At 63.6% G+C, this 15,566-nt stretch carries 14 protein-coding genes, 1 tRNA gene and 1 other RNA gene; 10 read left to right on the top strand and 6 right to left on the bottom strand.

Going from position 1 to position 15,566, the window contains the following annotated elements; genetic code table 11:
- Positions 1–47: 47 nt before the first annotated feature.
- The 5 genes from AAFN84_RS08980 to glcF all read left to right on the top strand — a co-directional run bounded on the left by AAFN84_RS08980 (position 48) and on the right by glcF (position 5,090).
- On the top strand, positions 48–1,544 hold the full coding sequence (locus AAFN84_RS08980) for an FAD-linked oxidase C-terminal domain-containing protein (protein ID WP_347514217.1): 1,497 nt from the start codon (positions 48–50) through the stop codon (positions 1,542–1,544).
- 53 nt (positions 1,545–1,597) lie between these two features.
- Positions 1,598–2,050: a DUF559 domain-containing protein gene (locus AAFN84_RS08975; protein WP_347515087.1), complete on the top strand. Its 453-nt coding sequence runs from the start codon at positions 1,598–1,600 to the stop codon at positions 2,048–2,050.
- 82 nt (positions 2,051–2,132) lie between these two features.
- Positions 2,133–3,338, top strand: a complete 1,206-nt coding sequence (glcE, locus tag AAFN84_RS08970; RefSeq protein ID WP_347514216.1) for a glycolate oxidase subunit GlcE — start codon at positions 2,133–2,135, stop codon at positions 3,336–3,338.
- A gap of 48 nt (positions 3,339–3,386) precedes the next feature.
- Complete coding sequence (locus AAFN84_RS08965; RefSeq protein WP_347514215.1) at positions 3,387–3,770, top strand: hypothetical protein; 384 nt, start codon at positions 3,387–3,389, stop codon at positions 3,768–3,770.
- Positions 3,771–3,776: 6 nt separating this feature from the next.
- Positions 3,777–5,090: a glycolate oxidase subunit GlcF gene (gene glcF / locus AAFN84_RS08960; RefSeq protein WP_347514214.1), complete on the top strand. Its 1,314-nt coding sequence runs from the start codon at positions 3,777–3,779 to the stop codon at positions 5,088–5,090.
- 6 nt (positions 5,091–5,096) lie between these two features.
- Here the strand turns inward: glcF and AAFN84_RS08955 are convergent, their stop codons facing one another.
- The 5 genes from AAFN84_RS08955 to AAFN84_RS08935 form a co-directional block, all read right to left on the bottom strand.
- On the bottom strand, positions 5,097–5,957 hold the full coding sequence (locus AAFN84_RS08955) for a bile acid:sodium symporter family protein (protein ID WP_347514213.1): 861 nt from the start codon (positions 5,955–5,957) through the stop codon (positions 5,097–5,099).
- A gap of 123 nt (positions 5,958–6,080) precedes the next feature.
- Positions 6,081–6,438: a transfer-messenger RNA gene (gene ssrA, locus AAFN84_RS08950) on the bottom strand.
- Complete coding sequence (locus tag AAFN84_RS08945; protein WP_347514212.1) at positions 6,431–6,754, bottom strand: DUF982 domain-containing protein; 324 nt, start codon at positions 6,752–6,754, stop codon at positions 6,431–6,433. Before AAFN84_RS08945 ends, ssrA begins: the two co-directional genes overlap by 8 nt.
- Before the next feature lie 62 nt (positions 6,755–6,816).
- Positions 6,817–7,437 carry a class I SAM-dependent methyltransferase gene (locus tag AAFN84_RS08940; protein WP_347514211.1) on the bottom strand — a complete coding sequence of 207 codons (621 nt, stop codon included), beginning with the start codon at positions 7,435–7,437 and terminating at the stop codon, positions 6,817–6,819.
- A 72-nt stretch (positions 7,438–7,509) separates the two neighbouring features.
- Positions 7,510–7,585, bottom strand: a tRNA-Thr gene (locus AAFN84_RS08935).
- A 231-nt stretch (positions 7,586–7,816) separates the two neighbouring features.
- On the opposite strand from AAFN84_RS08935, the gene AAFN84_RS08930 reads away from it, so the two are divergent.
- The 4 genes from AAFN84_RS08930 (at position 7,817) to AAFN84_RS08915 (ending at position 13,391) form a co-directional block, all read left to right on the top strand.
- Positions 7,817–8,317 (top strand): (2Fe-2S)-binding protein, encoded by a 501-nt coding sequence (locus AAFN84_RS08930; protein ID WP_347514210.1) that lies wholly within the window; start codon positions 7,817–7,819, stop codon positions 8,315–8,317.
- A gap of 126 nt (positions 8,318–8,443) precedes the next feature.
- A complete protein-coding gene (locus AAFN84_RS08925; RefSeq protein WP_347514209.1) occupies positions 8,444–10,798 on the top strand; it encodes a xanthine dehydrogenase family protein molybdopterin-binding subunit in 2,355 nt (784 codons plus the stop codon).
- A 115-nt stretch (positions 10,799–10,913) separates the two neighbouring features.
- Positions 10,914–11,714 carry a xanthine dehydrogenase family protein subunit M gene (locus AAFN84_RS08920; protein WP_347514208.1) on the top strand — a complete coding sequence of 267 codons (801 nt, stop codon included), beginning with the start codon at positions 10,914–10,916 and terminating at the stop codon, positions 11,712–11,714.
- Positions 11,715–11,834: 120 nt separating this feature from the next.
- Complete coding sequence (locus tag AAFN84_RS08915; protein ID WP_347515086.1) at positions 11,835–13,391, top strand: phospholipase D family protein; 1,557 nt, start codon at positions 11,835–11,837, stop codon at positions 13,389–13,391.
- A 69-nt stretch (positions 13,392–13,460) separates the two neighbouring features.
- On the opposite strand, the gene AAFN84_RS08910 is transcribed toward AAFN84_RS08915, so the two are convergent.
- Positions 13,461–14,354: a LysR family transcriptional regulator gene (locus tag AAFN84_RS08910; protein ID WP_347514207.1), complete on the bottom strand. Its 894-nt coding sequence runs from the start codon at positions 14,352–14,354 to the stop codon at positions 13,461–13,463.
- A gap of 142 nt (positions 14,355–14,496) precedes the next feature.
- On the opposite strand from AAFN84_RS08910, the gene AAFN84_RS08905 reads away from it, so the two are divergent.
- On the top strand, positions 14,497–15,564 hold the full coding sequence (locus tag AAFN84_RS08905; protein WP_347514206.1) for an extracellular solute-binding protein: 1,068 nt from the start codon (positions 14,497–14,499) through the stop codon (positions 15,562–15,564).
- Positions 15,565–15,566 lie beyond the last annotated feature (2 nt).

Below are 15,566 nucleotides of genomic sequence, written 5' to 3'. Positions count from 1 at the left end.
GAAAGCGATTTCGCCGCACGACGCTGGAGGGTGGAAAAGGAGACATCGTGTCAGGTCTTGCCATGCCCGCGCCCGACAGGGCCACGCTTGCCCGTCGCGACGAGATCGTCGCCGACATGCGCATCATCGTGCCCGGCGAAGGCGTCGTCGATGCCGAAAACGCCATGCGCGTTTTCGAGACGGACGCGCTGACCGCCTACCGGCAGGTGCCGATGGTCGTGGTCCTGCCGGAGACAACGGCGCAGGTCGCGCGCATCCTGAAATACTGTTCCGACCGCAACATCAAGGTAGTGCCGCGCGGCTCGGGAACGTCGCTTTCCGGAGGCGCGCTGCCCTTGGCCGACGCGGTGCTGCTGGTGATGAGCCGCTTCAACCGCATCCTCGACGTCGACTATCCCAACCGGACGGTCACGGCCCAGCCGGGTGTCACCAATCTCGGCATCACCCATGCGGTCCAGGATGAGGGGTTCTATTATGCGCCCGACCCGTCGTCTCAGATCGCCTGTTCGATCGGTGGCAATGTCGCCGAGAATTCGGGCGGCGTGCACTGCCTCAAATACGGTCTGACGGCCAACAATGTGCTCGGCATCGAGATGGTGCTGATCAATGGCGATGTCATCCGGCTCGGCGGCAAACACCTGGATAGCGAAGGCTATGACCTTCTCGGTATCATGACGGGTTCGGAAGGGCTGCTCGGCGTCGTCACCGAAGTCACGGTGCGTATCCTCAGGAAGCCCGAGACCGCGCGCGCCTTGCTGATCGGCTTCCCGTCCAGCGAAGAGGCCGGGCAGTGCGTCGCAGACATCATTGGTGCCGGCATCATTCCCGGCGGCATGGAGATGATGGATCGCCCGGCGATCCGCGCGGCGGAAGATTTCGTCCAGGTCGGCTATCCGCTCGACGTTGAAGCGCTGCTGATCGTCGAACTCGACGGACCCGGCGCCGAGGTCGATCACCTGATCGCCGAAGTCGAAGCCATCGCGGCAAGAAACGGCTCCTCGACCTGCCGCATCTCGACATCGGAAGAGGAGAGGGCGGCCTTCTGGGCAGGCCGCAAGGCGGCCTTCCCGGCAGTCGGACGCATCTCGCCGGACTATCTGTGCATGGACGGCACGATTCCGCGCAAGGAACTGCCCAAGGTGTTGGCGGGCATGCGCGAGCTGTCCGAAAAATACGGGCTGCGTGTTGCCAACGTCTTCCACGCCGGCGACGGCAATCTGCACCCGCTCATCCTCTATGATGCCAACAAAGGCGACGAACTTGAACGTGCCGAGGCCTTCGGCGCCGACATATTGCGCCTGTGCGTCAAGGTCGGCGGGGTGCTGACCGGCGAACATGGCGTGGGTGTGGAAAAGCGCGACCTGATGCCGGAAATGTTCTCCGAAGACGACCTCAACCAGCAGATCCGCGTCAAATGCGCCTTCGACCCCAACCATCTGCTCAACCCCGGCAAGGTCTTCCCGCAGCTTCATCGCTGCGCCGAGCTGGGCCGCATGCATGTGCATCGGGGCAAGGTGGCGTTCCCCGACATCCCGAGGTTTTGATGGTGACCTCTGCCGACGAGCACCGTTCCTCGCCCCCGCTTTGCGGGGGAGAGGTGGCTCGGGCAAAGCCCGAGACGGAGAGGGGGACGGCGGAGCCGGCGAGCCGGCGCGCGCCGAAATCGCTGGCCCGCGCCCGCGAGTTGCGTCGTGGGGACAACATGGCCGAAGCAGTCATCTGGAACGAACTGAAAGCCGGCCGACTTAGCGGCTACAAGTTCGTGCGCCAGATGCCTGTTGGACCATACTTCGCCGATTTTGCTTGCCGGGGGGCAAAATTGATCATCGAACTCGATGGCAGCCAGCACGTTGACGACGACCACGATCTGCGTCGGGATGAGTTCTTGTGTGCATTCGGCTATTCGGTCCTTCGCTTTTGGAGCCACGATGCGCTGAAGTCTACTGCGCTTGTATGTGAGACCATCCTTGCGGTTTTGGATGGGCGCTTGAGCGAAAGGACAGATGCGCTTGACGTGAAGTTCAAGCCGGCGATGAAGGCTTCTCGATGAAGACCCCCTCTCCGTCACGCTTCGCGTGCCACCTCTCCCCCACTGCGTGGGGGCGAGGAACCACTTCGACGGCAGGCTCTCCATGACCACCTTCACCCCCGCCACTGCCGAGGAAACGCTCGCCGCCGTCCAATGGGCCGTCGCCGAGGAATCGCCGATCGAAATTCTCGGCCATGGCTCCAAGCGCGCTATCGGCCGGCCGCTCCAGACCGAACATGTGCTCGACCTGTCGAATCTGACCGGCATCACGCTTTACGAGCCCGAGGAACTGGTGCTTTCCGCCCGCGCCGGTACGCCACTGGCCGAGATCGAAACGCTGCTTGCCGAGAACGGCCAGGAATTCGCCTTCGAACCGATGGATTACGGTCCGCTGTTGGGCGGTGAGCCCGGCAGGGGCACGATCGGCGGCATGATGGCGGCCAATCTTTCCGGCCCACGCCGGATCAAGGCCGGTGCCGCGCGCGACCATGTGCTGGGCATCCATGCGGTCTCCGGGCGCGGCGAAGTGTTCAAGTCCGGCGGACGCGTCGTCAAGAACGTCACCGGCTACGATCTTTCGAAGGCCATGGCCGGCTCATGGGGCACGCTGGCGGCGGTGACCGACGTCACCTTCAAGGTGCTGCCGCGCGCCGAGACGGAGGCGACGCTGGTTCTGCGCGGGCTGACGGAAGAACTCGCAGCGCAGGCGATGGCGCTTTCCATGGGCTCCAGCGGCGAAGTCGCGGGGGCGGCGCATCTGCCCGAAAGCGTGACGGGCCGCGTGCTCGACGGAGCGCTTAAGGGCCGGGGGTCGACCTTGCTGCGCCTCGAAGGGTTTGGGCCGTCCGTTGCCTACCGCTTCGACAGGCTGGCCGAATTGCTGACGGGGCAGGGCGGCGCGGAGCGGCTCGAGGCGGACGAATCGCGCCGGCTGTGGCGCGAAATCCGCGATTGCGTGCCGTTCGCCGACGGAACATCCCGTCCGGTGTGGCGCGTGTCGATGGCGCCGTCGCAAGGGCATCGCATGGTGATGGCACTGCGCATGCAGGCGGCCGTCGATGCGTTCTACGACTGGCAGGGTGGGCTGATCTGGCTGCGCATGGAGTCGGATCCGGAGGCCGCGCTTTTGCGCCGGCTGGTTTCCATCCATGGCGGCGGACATGCGACGCTGGTGCGCGCATCACCGCCGATCCGCGCCTCTGAGGCGGTATTCGAGCCGCAGCCGCCGGCGCTTGCCGCCCTTGCTGCGCGGCTCAAGCAGCAGTTCGACCCCAAAGGCATTCTCAATCCGGGCAGGATGAGTGCGTGAGGCGCCTGTGATAGCCTGCGTGCTGAAACTGATCCGAAGGAGACCCTGATGAGCGACCCGACGACACCGCCGCCCGTTGCGCCACGGCAGAGCGACCGCTGGCTGGAACCCGGCCCCACCAACGTTCAGGTCATCTACGTGCTCTACCTCGTCGGGTTCGTGATCGGCATTTCGGCGATCGTTGGCCTGGTGATGGCCTACATCAACCGCGGCAAGGCGGGCGGCTGGATCGAGACCCACTACACCTGGCTGATCCGGACGTTCTGGATTGCGCTTCTGGGAGGCGTCGTTTCGCTGCTTCTGATGATCGTCGCTGTCGGCTTCCTGCTCGGCATCGCCGTGGCGATCTGGGTCATCGTGCGCTGCATCGTCGGCCTGCAGGCCGTGAGCCGTAACGAGCCGATCAGGAACCCCGAAAGCTGGATGCTCTAGCCCGTCATGCAGACCAATTTTTCGCTTGCCCAGCTCGCTGACCCGCATGTGGCCGAGTCGGAATCCATCCTGCGCAAATGTGTGCATTGCGGCTTCTGCACCGCCACATGCCCGACCTACGTGACGCTGGGCAACGAACTCGACAGTCCGCGCGGGCGCATCTATCTCATCAAGGACATGCTGGAGAACGGCCGCCCGGCCGACGACCAGATCGTGACGCATATCGACCGCTGCCTGTCATGCCTGTCCTGCATGACCACCTGCCCGTCGGGCGTCAATTACATGCATCTCGTCGACCACGCCCGCGCCCACATCGAAAAGACCTACCGGCGACCGCTTCTCGACCGCCTGACACGCATGATGCTGGCCGCCGTCCTGCCCTATCCGGTGCGTTTTCGCGCCGCCCTGAAACTGGCCACACTGGGGCGCCCCTTCGCGCCGCTTCTCGATGCAGTCCGGCCGTTGCGACCGCTTGCCGCGATGCTGAGGCTGGCGCCCCGTGCGGTTCCTGCCGCCTCACCCGCCGCCCGGCCGGCCACCCACGAAGCCGCCGGGGCCAGGCGCGGGCGTGTCGCGATCCTCACCGGCTGTGCGCAGTCGGTGCTCGAGCCCGGCATCAACGAAGCGGCGATTTCGCTGCTGACGCGCCTGGGCGTCGAGGTCGTGGTGCCGGCTGGAGAGGGCTGCTGCGGCGCGCTGGTTCACCACATGGGCCGCGAGGAGGCAGCCCTGGAGGCTGCTCGGCGCAACGTCGATGCGTGGACGCGCGCGATCGACGATGGCGGGCTCGACGCGATCGTCATCACCGCGTCCGGCTGCGGCACGACGATCAAGGATTACGGCTTCATGCTGCGGCTCGATCCGGCCTATGCCGAGAAGGCCGCACACGTCTCCGCTCTGGCGAAGGATGTCACCGAGTATCTCTCATCGATCGACCTTCCCGAGCCAACCGTGCGTCCCGGCCTGACGGTGGCGTACCACTCGGCCTGCTCGATGCAGCATGGCCAGAAGATCGTGCGCGAACCGAAGGAGCTGCTCGCGCGCGCCGGCTTCATCGTCAAGCAGCCGGCGGAGGGCCACCTTTGCTGCGGCTCGGCCGGCACCTACAACATCCTGCAGCCGGAGATTTCGGCGACGCTGCGTGATCGCAAAGTCAGGAACATCGAGGCAACCGGCGCCGCGATTGTTGCCACCGGAAATATCGGCTGCATGACGCAGATTGCCTCGGCCAGCGACCTCACGGTGGTCCACACCGTCCGGCTGCTCGACTGGGCCTATGGCGGTGAACGGCCTGAAGGCATTGCGGCGGACCCTGCGTGACGCCGCCTAGTTGCGCCCGCGCAGCCAGAACACAAACGGGATCGACACCACATACATGGTGATCCCGTAGACGGCGGAAGGCAGGCTGAATGGCGGCAGCGCCGCGGCCTGTTCGACGATCAGCGAACCGACTGTGATGCCGAGCGTCGCGTTCTGCACGCCGGTCTCCAGAGCGATCGCCTTGCCCTCCGGCAGGCTGAGCCCGAAGGCGCGCGCGAAGCCGATGCCGGCGGCAAGCAATATGACGTTCAACATGACGAGTGCGGGTGCGAGCTGCACGAAATTGGCAACGAACAGGCCCCAGTTGGCGGCGAGCGCACCCACGACCACGATGACGAACAGTCCGACCGCGACCCGGGAGACGATCGAATCCAGTGTGACGGCGAAATCCGGGGCCAGGGAGCGGATCGCCAGTCCGATCATCACCGGGACCAGCGTTATCAGGAACATCGAGATGCCCAGCGCCGTCACGTCGATGGCCGGTGCGTCGAGGCCCATGAAGTGGTTGGCGAAATACGAGGCGAGGACAGGAACCGTGAAGACGGCGACGAGGCTGATGATGCCCGTTAGCGAGATCGACAGCGCCACCTCGCCGCTGGCCAGCTTTGTCAGCAGGTTGGCGGTCACTCCGCCCGGGCATAGCGCGAGGATCATCATCCCGACCGCCAGTTCTGGCGGCAGCGTGAACAGCACGGCCAGCGCATAGGCGACGACGGGGATCAGCACCAGTTGCGACGCGGCTCCGATGGCGAAGGCCTTCGGTCGGGTGGCGACGCGCCGGAAGTCGTCGAGCGTCAAGCCGAGCCCCAGCGAGAACATGATGATCGCCAGCGCAAGCGGCAGGAATATCGTGATGAGACTGTCCATGCTTCCCCTCCCGGACGGCGATTGCCACCCTACAGCATCGATCGAACACCTTTAAGCACAATCAAGACGTGCGGAAACCACCGGATGGGACAATCCAGCGCAAAATCGTCAGGGCTTAGAGGAAGTGGAGGTTTCTGTTGCCAGGTACCTCCGAACCCCGCCTGAAGGTGCTAACCCACAGGGCTTAATTCGAGACTATCGCGCCGCATTAAGCAGCGAGACGTGCCTCAGCATAGTTGTCGTTTGCAACTACAAGTTTAGCCCGATAACGGTGGTACAATGCCGGGTACAGCGAACTGTCTTTCAACGCCCGTCGATCCCATTTCACCCCCATCAGCAACGCATCGCCAACATGGGCTCCTGGTGGAGGTGGCGGTTTCGAAACCGCGTCCGAATCGTCTATTGCACAGCCGGTTTAGCACCATATCCGCCTTGCGACGGCATCCTCGATATAGAGACTATCCGAGGGAAATTCAAGCGAGCGACGGCGTTGCGGCCTGAATGTTCCGCTGGCGAAAGCCTGTGCGACGAGACCGCGCATTCACCGGCAGCATGTCGTTGGCAAGGATGCCGCTGAGCCTGGCAAATGCGGCGAATTCCTTCTGCGCCTGATCGGCGCTCTCCACATCCACTGTCGCCGCAAAACACGCCTTCACCGCCTTGTCATAGGCACGGCCACGCTGGTCCGGCCACGCAAGCAGCAGGTCGAGCGCTTCTTCGGCGCTGTAGATTTCATCGATACATTTCCCGTCCGCCTTCTGCAGGCGAACGGGAAGCCGGAACTGAGCGGCATCCATCTGACTGACCCTGTATATTTTGTTAGTTTCGCCCATAACGCAGCGGGAGCGTAGTGGTTGCGTCAGGCGTTGCGCTCAAAGGTCGAAAACTGGAATCGTTGCGCTGCGCCCTTCGGCGTAATGTGGTCGTGGTTTCTCGTATCCACGATGTGGAAGCCGTCACCAAGCAGCGCGCCGATGCTCGATGCGTCATGGCGCGCCACAGGTAGACCACTGCATTTCAGTGGTCCATCAGGGGCGAACGTGCCGATGATTGCGTGCCCCCCGACACGCAATGCGTCGCGCAGGCGCTCGACATAGGCCCGCTGGTCCGCCTCCCCGATGAGGAAGTGGAATGTCGCGCGGTCGTGCCACACGTCGTATGGCACGAGCGGACGCCACTGGGTTACATCCGCAACGATCCACTCCACCGCTCCTGCTTTTTTCCCAAGCCTTCGGCGTGCGATGCTCAGCGCAGCAGGGGAGATGTCCAGCACCGATAAGTGTGTATAGCCGGAGGCAAGAAGATGGTCGACGAGCCGCGATGCGCCGGCGCCAATATCCACGATCGCGCTGTTGGAATTGGCCCCCACCAGATGCAGGAGCGTCAGCGAGGGTTCAGGGGAAGCCTGGAACCAACTGACCTCGTCTTCCGATTTCGCGGAATAGACGTCCTGCCAGTGCGATATGCGGCCGTCTGCCATCAGTTCTCTCGTCAGCCCGCATCGAAATGTGAGGGCTCGAAGCCAACCCGCCAAGCTGATCAAGGATAAAAATGGTGCCGCTTAGGTGACTCGAACACCTGACCCCATCATTACGAATGATGTGCTCTACCAACTGAGCTAAAGCGGCTTCCTGGCCGCGCTGGTGGCGCGGCTCGCAAGTGTGCGCGTGATAACCGCATTGCTTTGGAAAGACAAGCACCCGATCGGGGAATTGTCGTGGGTTTGGTCAGCGCCGTTCACACGCATGTGGCGCAGGAACGGCGTCTTGCCCCATGGACTCTTGGTTACGCTAGGATACATTCGCATCATGCCGGCTCCCCGAAGGACGGCCGGTGAGACGATGATCTGGAGGAGATTCATGTCGGACGTTTCAATGGTCGTTAATGGCCGCAAGGTTTCCGGGACGGTCGAGGACCGGACGCTGCTCGTGCACTATCTGCGCGAGCACCTGGGAATGACGGGCACGCATGTCGGTTGCGATACCTCGCAATGCGGCGCATGCGTCGTCCACATGGACGGCAAGGCCGTTAAATCATGTTCGATCCTCGCCGCGCAGGCGTCCGGGTCGGAAATCCTGACCATCGAAGGTCTGGCCGACGGCGCCGAGCTTCATCCGATCCAGGCCGCGTTCAAGGAACATCACGGCCTCCAGTGCGGCTTCTGCACGCCCGGCATGATCATGGCAGCGACCGACATGATCCGCCGCCATCCGGACGGGCTGGACGAGAAGACGGTTCGCGCCGAGCTCGAAGGCAACATCTGCCGCTGCACCGGCTATCACAACATCGTCAAGGCGATCCTGGCCGCGTCGGCAACCATGGCCAAGGGCAGCAAGGGCAAGGCCAGGAAGGCAGCCTGAACGTTTCGAACCGGGTGGAACGGTTCCCGCAGCACGCTGCGCGCCACGTTCCGGATCGTCAGCGCCTGATCGGCGGTCGATCGCCCCGCATACCCACAATTCTCGCGGTTCTGGAGGAGAACGTCCATGGGAGTTGAAGGCATCGGCGCGCGCGTGGCGCGCAAGGAAGACAAGAGATTCATCACCGGCGCCGGCCGCTATGTCGAGGACATGGTCGTGCCGGGCATGAAGCAGGCATTCTTCGTGCGGTCCCCGCATGCTCATGCCGACATCAAGAAGATCGACGTCAAGGCCGCCAAGGCGATGCCGGGGGTCATCGCGGTATTGACCGGCAAGGAACTCAAGACCGACGGCATCGGCAATCTCATCTGCGGCTGGATGGTCCATTCCAAGGACGGCACGCCGATGAAGATGGGGGCATGGTCGCCACTGGCGGTGGACCGGGTGCGCTATGTCGGCGACGCGGTGGCGATCGTCGTCGCCGAGACCAAGGGGCAGGCGCGCGACGCCGCCGAGGCGGTCGAGATCACCTACAAGGAGAAGAAAGCGATCACCGATGCCGTCCAGGCGCTGAAGCCCGGCGCGCCGCAGCTTCATCCCGAAGCGGACGGCAACCTGATCTATGACTGGGAGATCGGCGATTCGGCCGCCACCGACGCGGCCATCGCCAAGGCCGCCCATGTGACGACGATGCACATCGTCAACAACCGTCTCGTGCCCAACGCGATGGAACCGCGCGCCGCGCTCGGCCACTACGACAAGGCCGAGGATCACTACACCTGCTGGACGACGAGCCAGAACCCGCATGTCGCGCGCCTCGTCATGAGCGCCTTCTACAACGTCGCGCCGGAAAACAAGCTCAGGGTCATCGCGCCCGACGTCGGCGGCGGCTTCGGCTCGAAGATCTTCATCTATCCGGAAGAAATCGTCTGCCTGTGGGCGTCCAAGAAAGCGGGCGTTCCGGTCAAGTGGGTCGCCGACAGGACCGAAAGCTTCCTCACCGACGCCCATGGCCGCGACCATGTAACGGAAGTGCAGCTCGCCTTCGACGCCGACAACAAGATGACGGCGCTGAAGGTGGACACGATCGCCAATTTCGGCGCCTACATGTCCTTGTTCTCGTCTTCGGTGCCAACCTATCTCTACGCCACGCTTTTGTCCGGCCAGTATGTCATCCCGGCCATCCACGCCAATGTGCGCGCCGTCTACACCAACACCGCGCCGGTCGATGCCTATCGCGGGGCAGGGCGGCCGGAAGCGACCTATGTGGTGGAGCGCGTGGTGGAGACCGCGGCACGCGAGCTGGGCGTCTCGCCGGCCGAACTGCGGCGCAAGAACTTCGTGCGCGAGTTTCCCTACCAGACGCCGGTCATCATGGCCTATGACGCGGGCGACTACGAAGCCTCGCTCGAGGCGGCGATGAAGGAAGCCGACTATGCCGGCTTCGAGAAGCGGCGTGCCGAAGCCAGGAAGCGCGGCAAGCTGCGCGGCATCGGCATGAGCTGCTATATCGAGGCCTGCGGCATCGCGCCGTCGGCCGCAGTCGGCTCGCTCGGTGCCGGCGTCGGCCTGTGGGAATCGGCGGAAGTACGCGTCAACGCGGTCGGCACGATCGAGGTGCTGACCGGCTCGCACAGCCACGGCCAGGGCCACGAGACGACCTTCGCGCAGCTTGCCGCGGACCGCTTCGGCGTGCCGATCGATTCGGTGTCGATCATCCACGGCGATACCGACAAGGTACAGATGGGCATGGGCACGTACGGGTCGCGCTCGGGTGCCGTGGGCATGTCGGCGATCGTAAAGGCGCTCGACAAGGTCGAGGCCAAGGCCAAGAAGATCGCCGCCCACCTGATGGAAGCCGACGAGGGCGACATCGTCATCGAGAACGGCGAATGCAAGGTCGCCGGTACCGACAAGTCGGTGCCGTGGTTCCAGCTCGCGCTTGCCGCCTATACGGCGCACAACCTGCCGGGCGGCATGGAGCCCGGCCTCAAGGAAGGCGCGTTCTACGATCCGACCAACTTCACCTTCCCGGCCGGCTGCTACATCTGCGAGGTCGAGGTCGACCCCGAGACCGGTGTCACCGACATCGTGCAGTTCGTCGCTGCCGACGACTTCGGCAACATCATCAATCCGATGATCGTCGAGGGCCAGGTGCATGGCGGCATCGCGCAGGGCGTCGGCCAGGCGCTGCTGGAGGGCGCGAACTATGAAGCTGGCTCCGGCCAGCTCCTGACGGCCAGCTACATGGACTACACCATGCCGCGCGCCGACGACCTGCCATCGTTCAAGCTGTCGCATCAGAACACGCCTTGCCCCGGCAATCCGCTCGGCATCAAGGGATGCGGTGAAGCCGGCGCGATCGGTTCGCCGCCGGCGGTGATGAACGCGATTACCGACGCGATCGGCAACAACGACCTGACGATGCCCGCCACCTCGCAAAAGGTGTGGGCGGCGTTGAAGGCCGCGACGAAACACTGAGGAAGGAGGGGAATGGGCAATAGGCAGTGGGCAATGGGTTTGTGATAACCCTTCGCCAACGCCAATGCCCATTCCCCACTGCCCAATCCCCTCTTCTCTCACCGGAGGTGAAACCATGTACTCCACCAACTACCACCGCGCGTCCTCGGTCGCCGACGCGTTGAAGCTTCTGAAGAAGGCCGACGACGCCAAGCTCGTGTCAGGCGGCATGACGCTGATCCCGGCGATGAAGACGCGGCTCGCCGCGCCGTCGGATCTCGTCGACCTGCGCCATGTGGCCGAACTCAAGGGCATCAAGATCGCCGGCAAGACGGTGACGATCGGTGCGGGGACCACGCACGCCGAAGTCGCCGCGCACGAAAAGCTCAAATCGGTGTGCCACGCCATCGTCTACATGGCGGCCCATATTGGCGACCCCCATGTGCGGCATATGGGAACGATCGGCGGTTCGCTGGCCAACAACGACCCGGCGGCGGACTATCCGGCGGCGATGCTGGCGATGGATGCGACCATCGTCACCAACAAGCGGGAGATCGCGGCGGCGAAGTTCTTCACCGGCCTGTTCGAGACGGCGCTGAAGGACGACGAGATCGTCACTGCGGTGACCTTCACCGCGCCGGCGAAATGCGGCTACGAGAAATTCCGCAACCCGGCCTCGCGCTACGCCATGACCGGCGTCTTCGTCGCAAAGGGCAAGGAAGGGGTGAAGCTTGCCGTCACCGGCGCAGGCGACGACGGCGTCTTCCGTTCGAAGCCGCTCGAGGCGGCGCTGTCGAAGAAGTTCGATCCCTCCGCGCTCGAAGGCGTGACGGTGCCGTCGTCCAGCCTGATGAGCGACATCCACGCGTCCGCCGAATACCGCGCCAATCTCGTGGTGGTCATGGCCAAGCGCGCGGTGGCCGCGGCCAACGGCTGATGTGCTGACAGGGGGGTGCCATCACCAAGGCACTCCCCGACATTAAATCTGAGTGCGTATCGTCGATATCGCGCTTTGGATGGATGATGTCGCGCCGTGCCTTCTGCTAATGTCCCGGCGATGCATATTCTCCTGATGATTGCCGTTGCCGCGCTTCTCTTTGCCGCTGCCTCTCTCCTTGCCGTGCTGTCCTATGGACATTTCGCCAGGCGTGCGCGTGGCGAAGAGACAGCGGCCTTCGACATCGATCCCGCCTTCACCATCCTCGATACCGGGATCGGCAAGCGCGTGGAGGAACGGGAAGGGCGGAGCGGCCTGACCCTCGTCTCGGCCAATCTCGACGCGTTCGCCATCCGCGCGCTGGCCGCGCGGGCCGCCGGCCGCAGCCTCGACCTGATGTATTACTACTGGAAGGACGACCTGACCGGACGGCTTCTCATCCACGAGGTGCTGCGCGCCGCCGATCGCGGCGTGCGCGTGCGCCTGCTGGTCGACGACATCAATACCCGTGGCAAGGATCGCGTCTATCTGACGCTCGACACGCATCCCAACATATCGGTGCGCCTGTTCAACCCCAGCCGGGCGCGTTCGGGCGGCCTGCGGCGCGGCGTGGAGATGGTGCTGCGCGCCTTCAGCGTCACACGGCGCATGCACAACAAGGCATGGATCGCCGATGGGCGGCTGGCGATCGTCGGCGGGAGAAACATCGGCGACGAATATTTCGACGCAGCCGAAACCTCGAACTTCCGCGACAGCGACATGGTCATGGTGGGGCCGATCGTTCGCGAGGTGGAAGACGTCTTCGACGACTTCTGGAACAGCGAGGTGACGATGCCGATCCGGTCCATCGCCCGACGCCGCAAGCTGGACCTCGACGCCCTGCGCGCGGTGCTTGCCGCCACCGCGGATGGCGAGCGCGCCCGGCCCTACATGGCAAAGGCTATGGAGCGCATCTCGCTGATGGTGATGTTCGACAGCCTTCTGCCGGTGCATTGGACCAGCCAGGTCAGGATCGTGGCCGATCCGCCGGAAAAGGCGCTCAACCGCCAGCCGGAAAACTGGATCATGTCAAGTCTCCGTCCCGCCATGGCGAGCGCTGAAGACTCCTTGTGGCTGACCTCGCCCTATTTCGTGCCTGGAACCGACGGGGTCGACCTGCTCACCAGGCTTTCCGCCTCAGGCGTGGATGTCGCGGTTCTGACGAATTCGCTTGCCGCGACCGACGTGGCCGCGGTTCATGGCGGCTACGCGCCCTACCGCAAGGCGCTGCTTGCGGGCGGCGTGCGCCTGCATGAGCTGCAGCCGTTCCTGCGGCGCCATCAGATATCCCTGTTCGGCTCGCGCGGCGCGAGCCTGCACACCAAGGCGTTCACGGTGGACGACCACACCGCCTTCGTCGGCTCCTTCAATTTCGATCCCCGCTCCGCCTCGCTCAACACCGAAATGGGTGTGCTGTTCGTCGAGCGCGACATCGTTGCGACGCTGCGCGAACTCTTCGAGGACGAAGCCAGCCCGCAGATGAGCTATCGCGTCTTCGTCGCCGAGGACGGACGTCTGCGTTGGGCGGAGGAGGTCGATGGCAACGTCGTCATCCACGACCGCGAGCCCGAGGCACGTGCCGGCCGCCGCCTCGTCGCGGCCGTCATCTCCTGGCTGCCGATCGAGTCGCAACTCTAGCTGGCCGTTGCGGCAAACCTTGCGTGTTCGCTGTTCCGGAGGCATGACGCTGCAAAAGCTGCAACTCGCTCACAGGTCGGCGATGGTCCGGCACATGACCGTGCAGAGGACCGAGGAGGCGGCCGAGAGCTTGCGGCCCCGCTTGCTGGCGACGGCAAGCGTTCCGTCGAGCGTCGATTCCTGCATCGTCACATAGATCAGCGTGCCATCGTCGATATAGCGGCGCGCCGAGTGCGGCGAGAGAATGCCCACTCCCTGGGAACTGGTGAGGAACGCTGCCGCGATGTGGGCGGAGTTGGTTTCCAGCGCCGGCTTGATGGGCGCGCGCACACTGCGCAGGAGCGCGTTGTAGAGCTCCCTGCTGCCACCATGCACGGCCGGCACCACCAGCGGATAACTCAGTATCTGTTCGACGGTGAGTGTTCTGTGGCGCGAAAGGGGATGGTCCGGTGCCATCAGCGCGCACAGCGAATGCCGTGATGCGATGTGGATGTTGAGCCGGTCAGAGTGCGGATTGAACAGGACGCCGAGGTCGTATCGCTCATTCTCCAGGCCATCCTGGATCGACTGCGACCCGTCGATGATCACCTCGAGCGTGACGGCCGGATTGTTTTCACGATAGGCGGCAAGAAGCTGCGGGAACTTGCTCGTCGTAAAGCCCTCCACCACGGCCACGGAAACATGACCGCTCTGCAGACCGGCAAGCTGGTCGAGTTCCTGCTGCAGATCCTTCGACAGCAGTGCCGTCTCGTTGATGTAGCGCAGCAGGACGCGGCCAGCCGGGGTCAGGGCGATGCCCCGGGCGCCTCTGTCGAAGAGCGGGTATCCCAACGAAAGCTCGAGGTTCTGGATCTGCCTGCTGACAGCAGACTGTGAGATGCGCAGCCGATCGGCGGCGCCACGGATGGACCGGTCTTGCGCCACCGCCAGGAAGTATCGAAACGGCTGCCCATGCAGTTGCATCGCGGCTCCCCGTGTACGCCAGCGATCTAATTTCTGCATCACTATGATAGATTTATTATCGTTGAACAACCCGGATTTCCGCTATAGCCTCAAGTCAATAAACAAGGGGAAGGTGCAATAAATAGTGCACCTCACAAATATAATGGAGATTAAAATGGGACGAGTGCGCGTCAGTCGCCGAACAGTTCTCGCTGGTTTGGCAGCAACATCTTCATCTATAGCGATGCCGAATGTCGTTCGGGCAAATCCTCGTCGATTTGTGATTGGAACGAATGGCGGCGTCGCTTATGAGAACTTCTATTCGGCAATCCTTCAGCATTTCGAGCGTGCACATAATGTTGAAGTCGTGCCCGTTTTCGGCGGTGGCTCGGAGCTGCTGAACCAGGTCCTGGCCGAGCGTGCCAACCCCACCATGGACTGTGTCGTCACCTTCCAGGGGGCATGGCTGATCGGCAAGGCCGAAGGTGTCCTGGAGAAGGTCAACTACAACAATATCGACCATATCGAGGACGTGCCGGAGTTTCTGCATGACCCTGATGGCTACGCGCCATACGTGAATCTCGGCGCCTGGGGCCTCGTGTACGACACCAGCATGGTGTCGCAGCCGCCCGCCTCGTTCAAGGCTCTGTGGGATGAGGAATATGCCGGCCAGATCATGATCGGCGGCATCAGTCACTGGCAGATCCACCTGGCGGCATTCGCCCATGCGTGGACCGGCGACCAGCACAATATCGACGCCGCGTTCGAGAAGGTGAAGGAACTCGCTCCCAGCCTCGCAGGCTTCTACGGCCTGTCGTCCGACGCGCAGTCCAAGTTCCAGCAGGGCCTGGCATCGGTTGCCACCTGGTACAGCTACACCGCCCATCGCGTTGCGCAACTCGGCATTCCGCTCCAGTTCCGGTTCCCCGAGGAAGGCGCCTTCCTCTACCCGCAGGCCTACCACGCGGTGAAGGGCACGGAAAACGTCGATCTGGTCGAGAAGATGATCGGCATGATCTACGATCCCGAACTCGCGGTGCCTTACGCGGCCAGCGATGGCTACGCGCCATGCAGCAGCAAGGCGGTCCTTCCGCCGGAACTGAAGGGCAAGATCCTGTCGTTCGACGAAATCACGCGCAGCCATCTGTGGGACTGGGAATTCGTCAACGCCAACCAGGGCGACTGGTTGACCCGCTGGAACGCAGAGGTGCGGCCGCTGGTCGGAGGCTGACG

The organism is Mesorhizobium sp. CAU 1741, from assembly GCF_039839275.1.
Classification (GTDB): domain Bacteria; phylum Pseudomonadota; class Alphaproteobacteria; order Rhizobiales; family Rhizobiaceae; genus Aerobium.
This window is presented reverse-complemented; position numbering and strand designations above follow the sequence as displayed.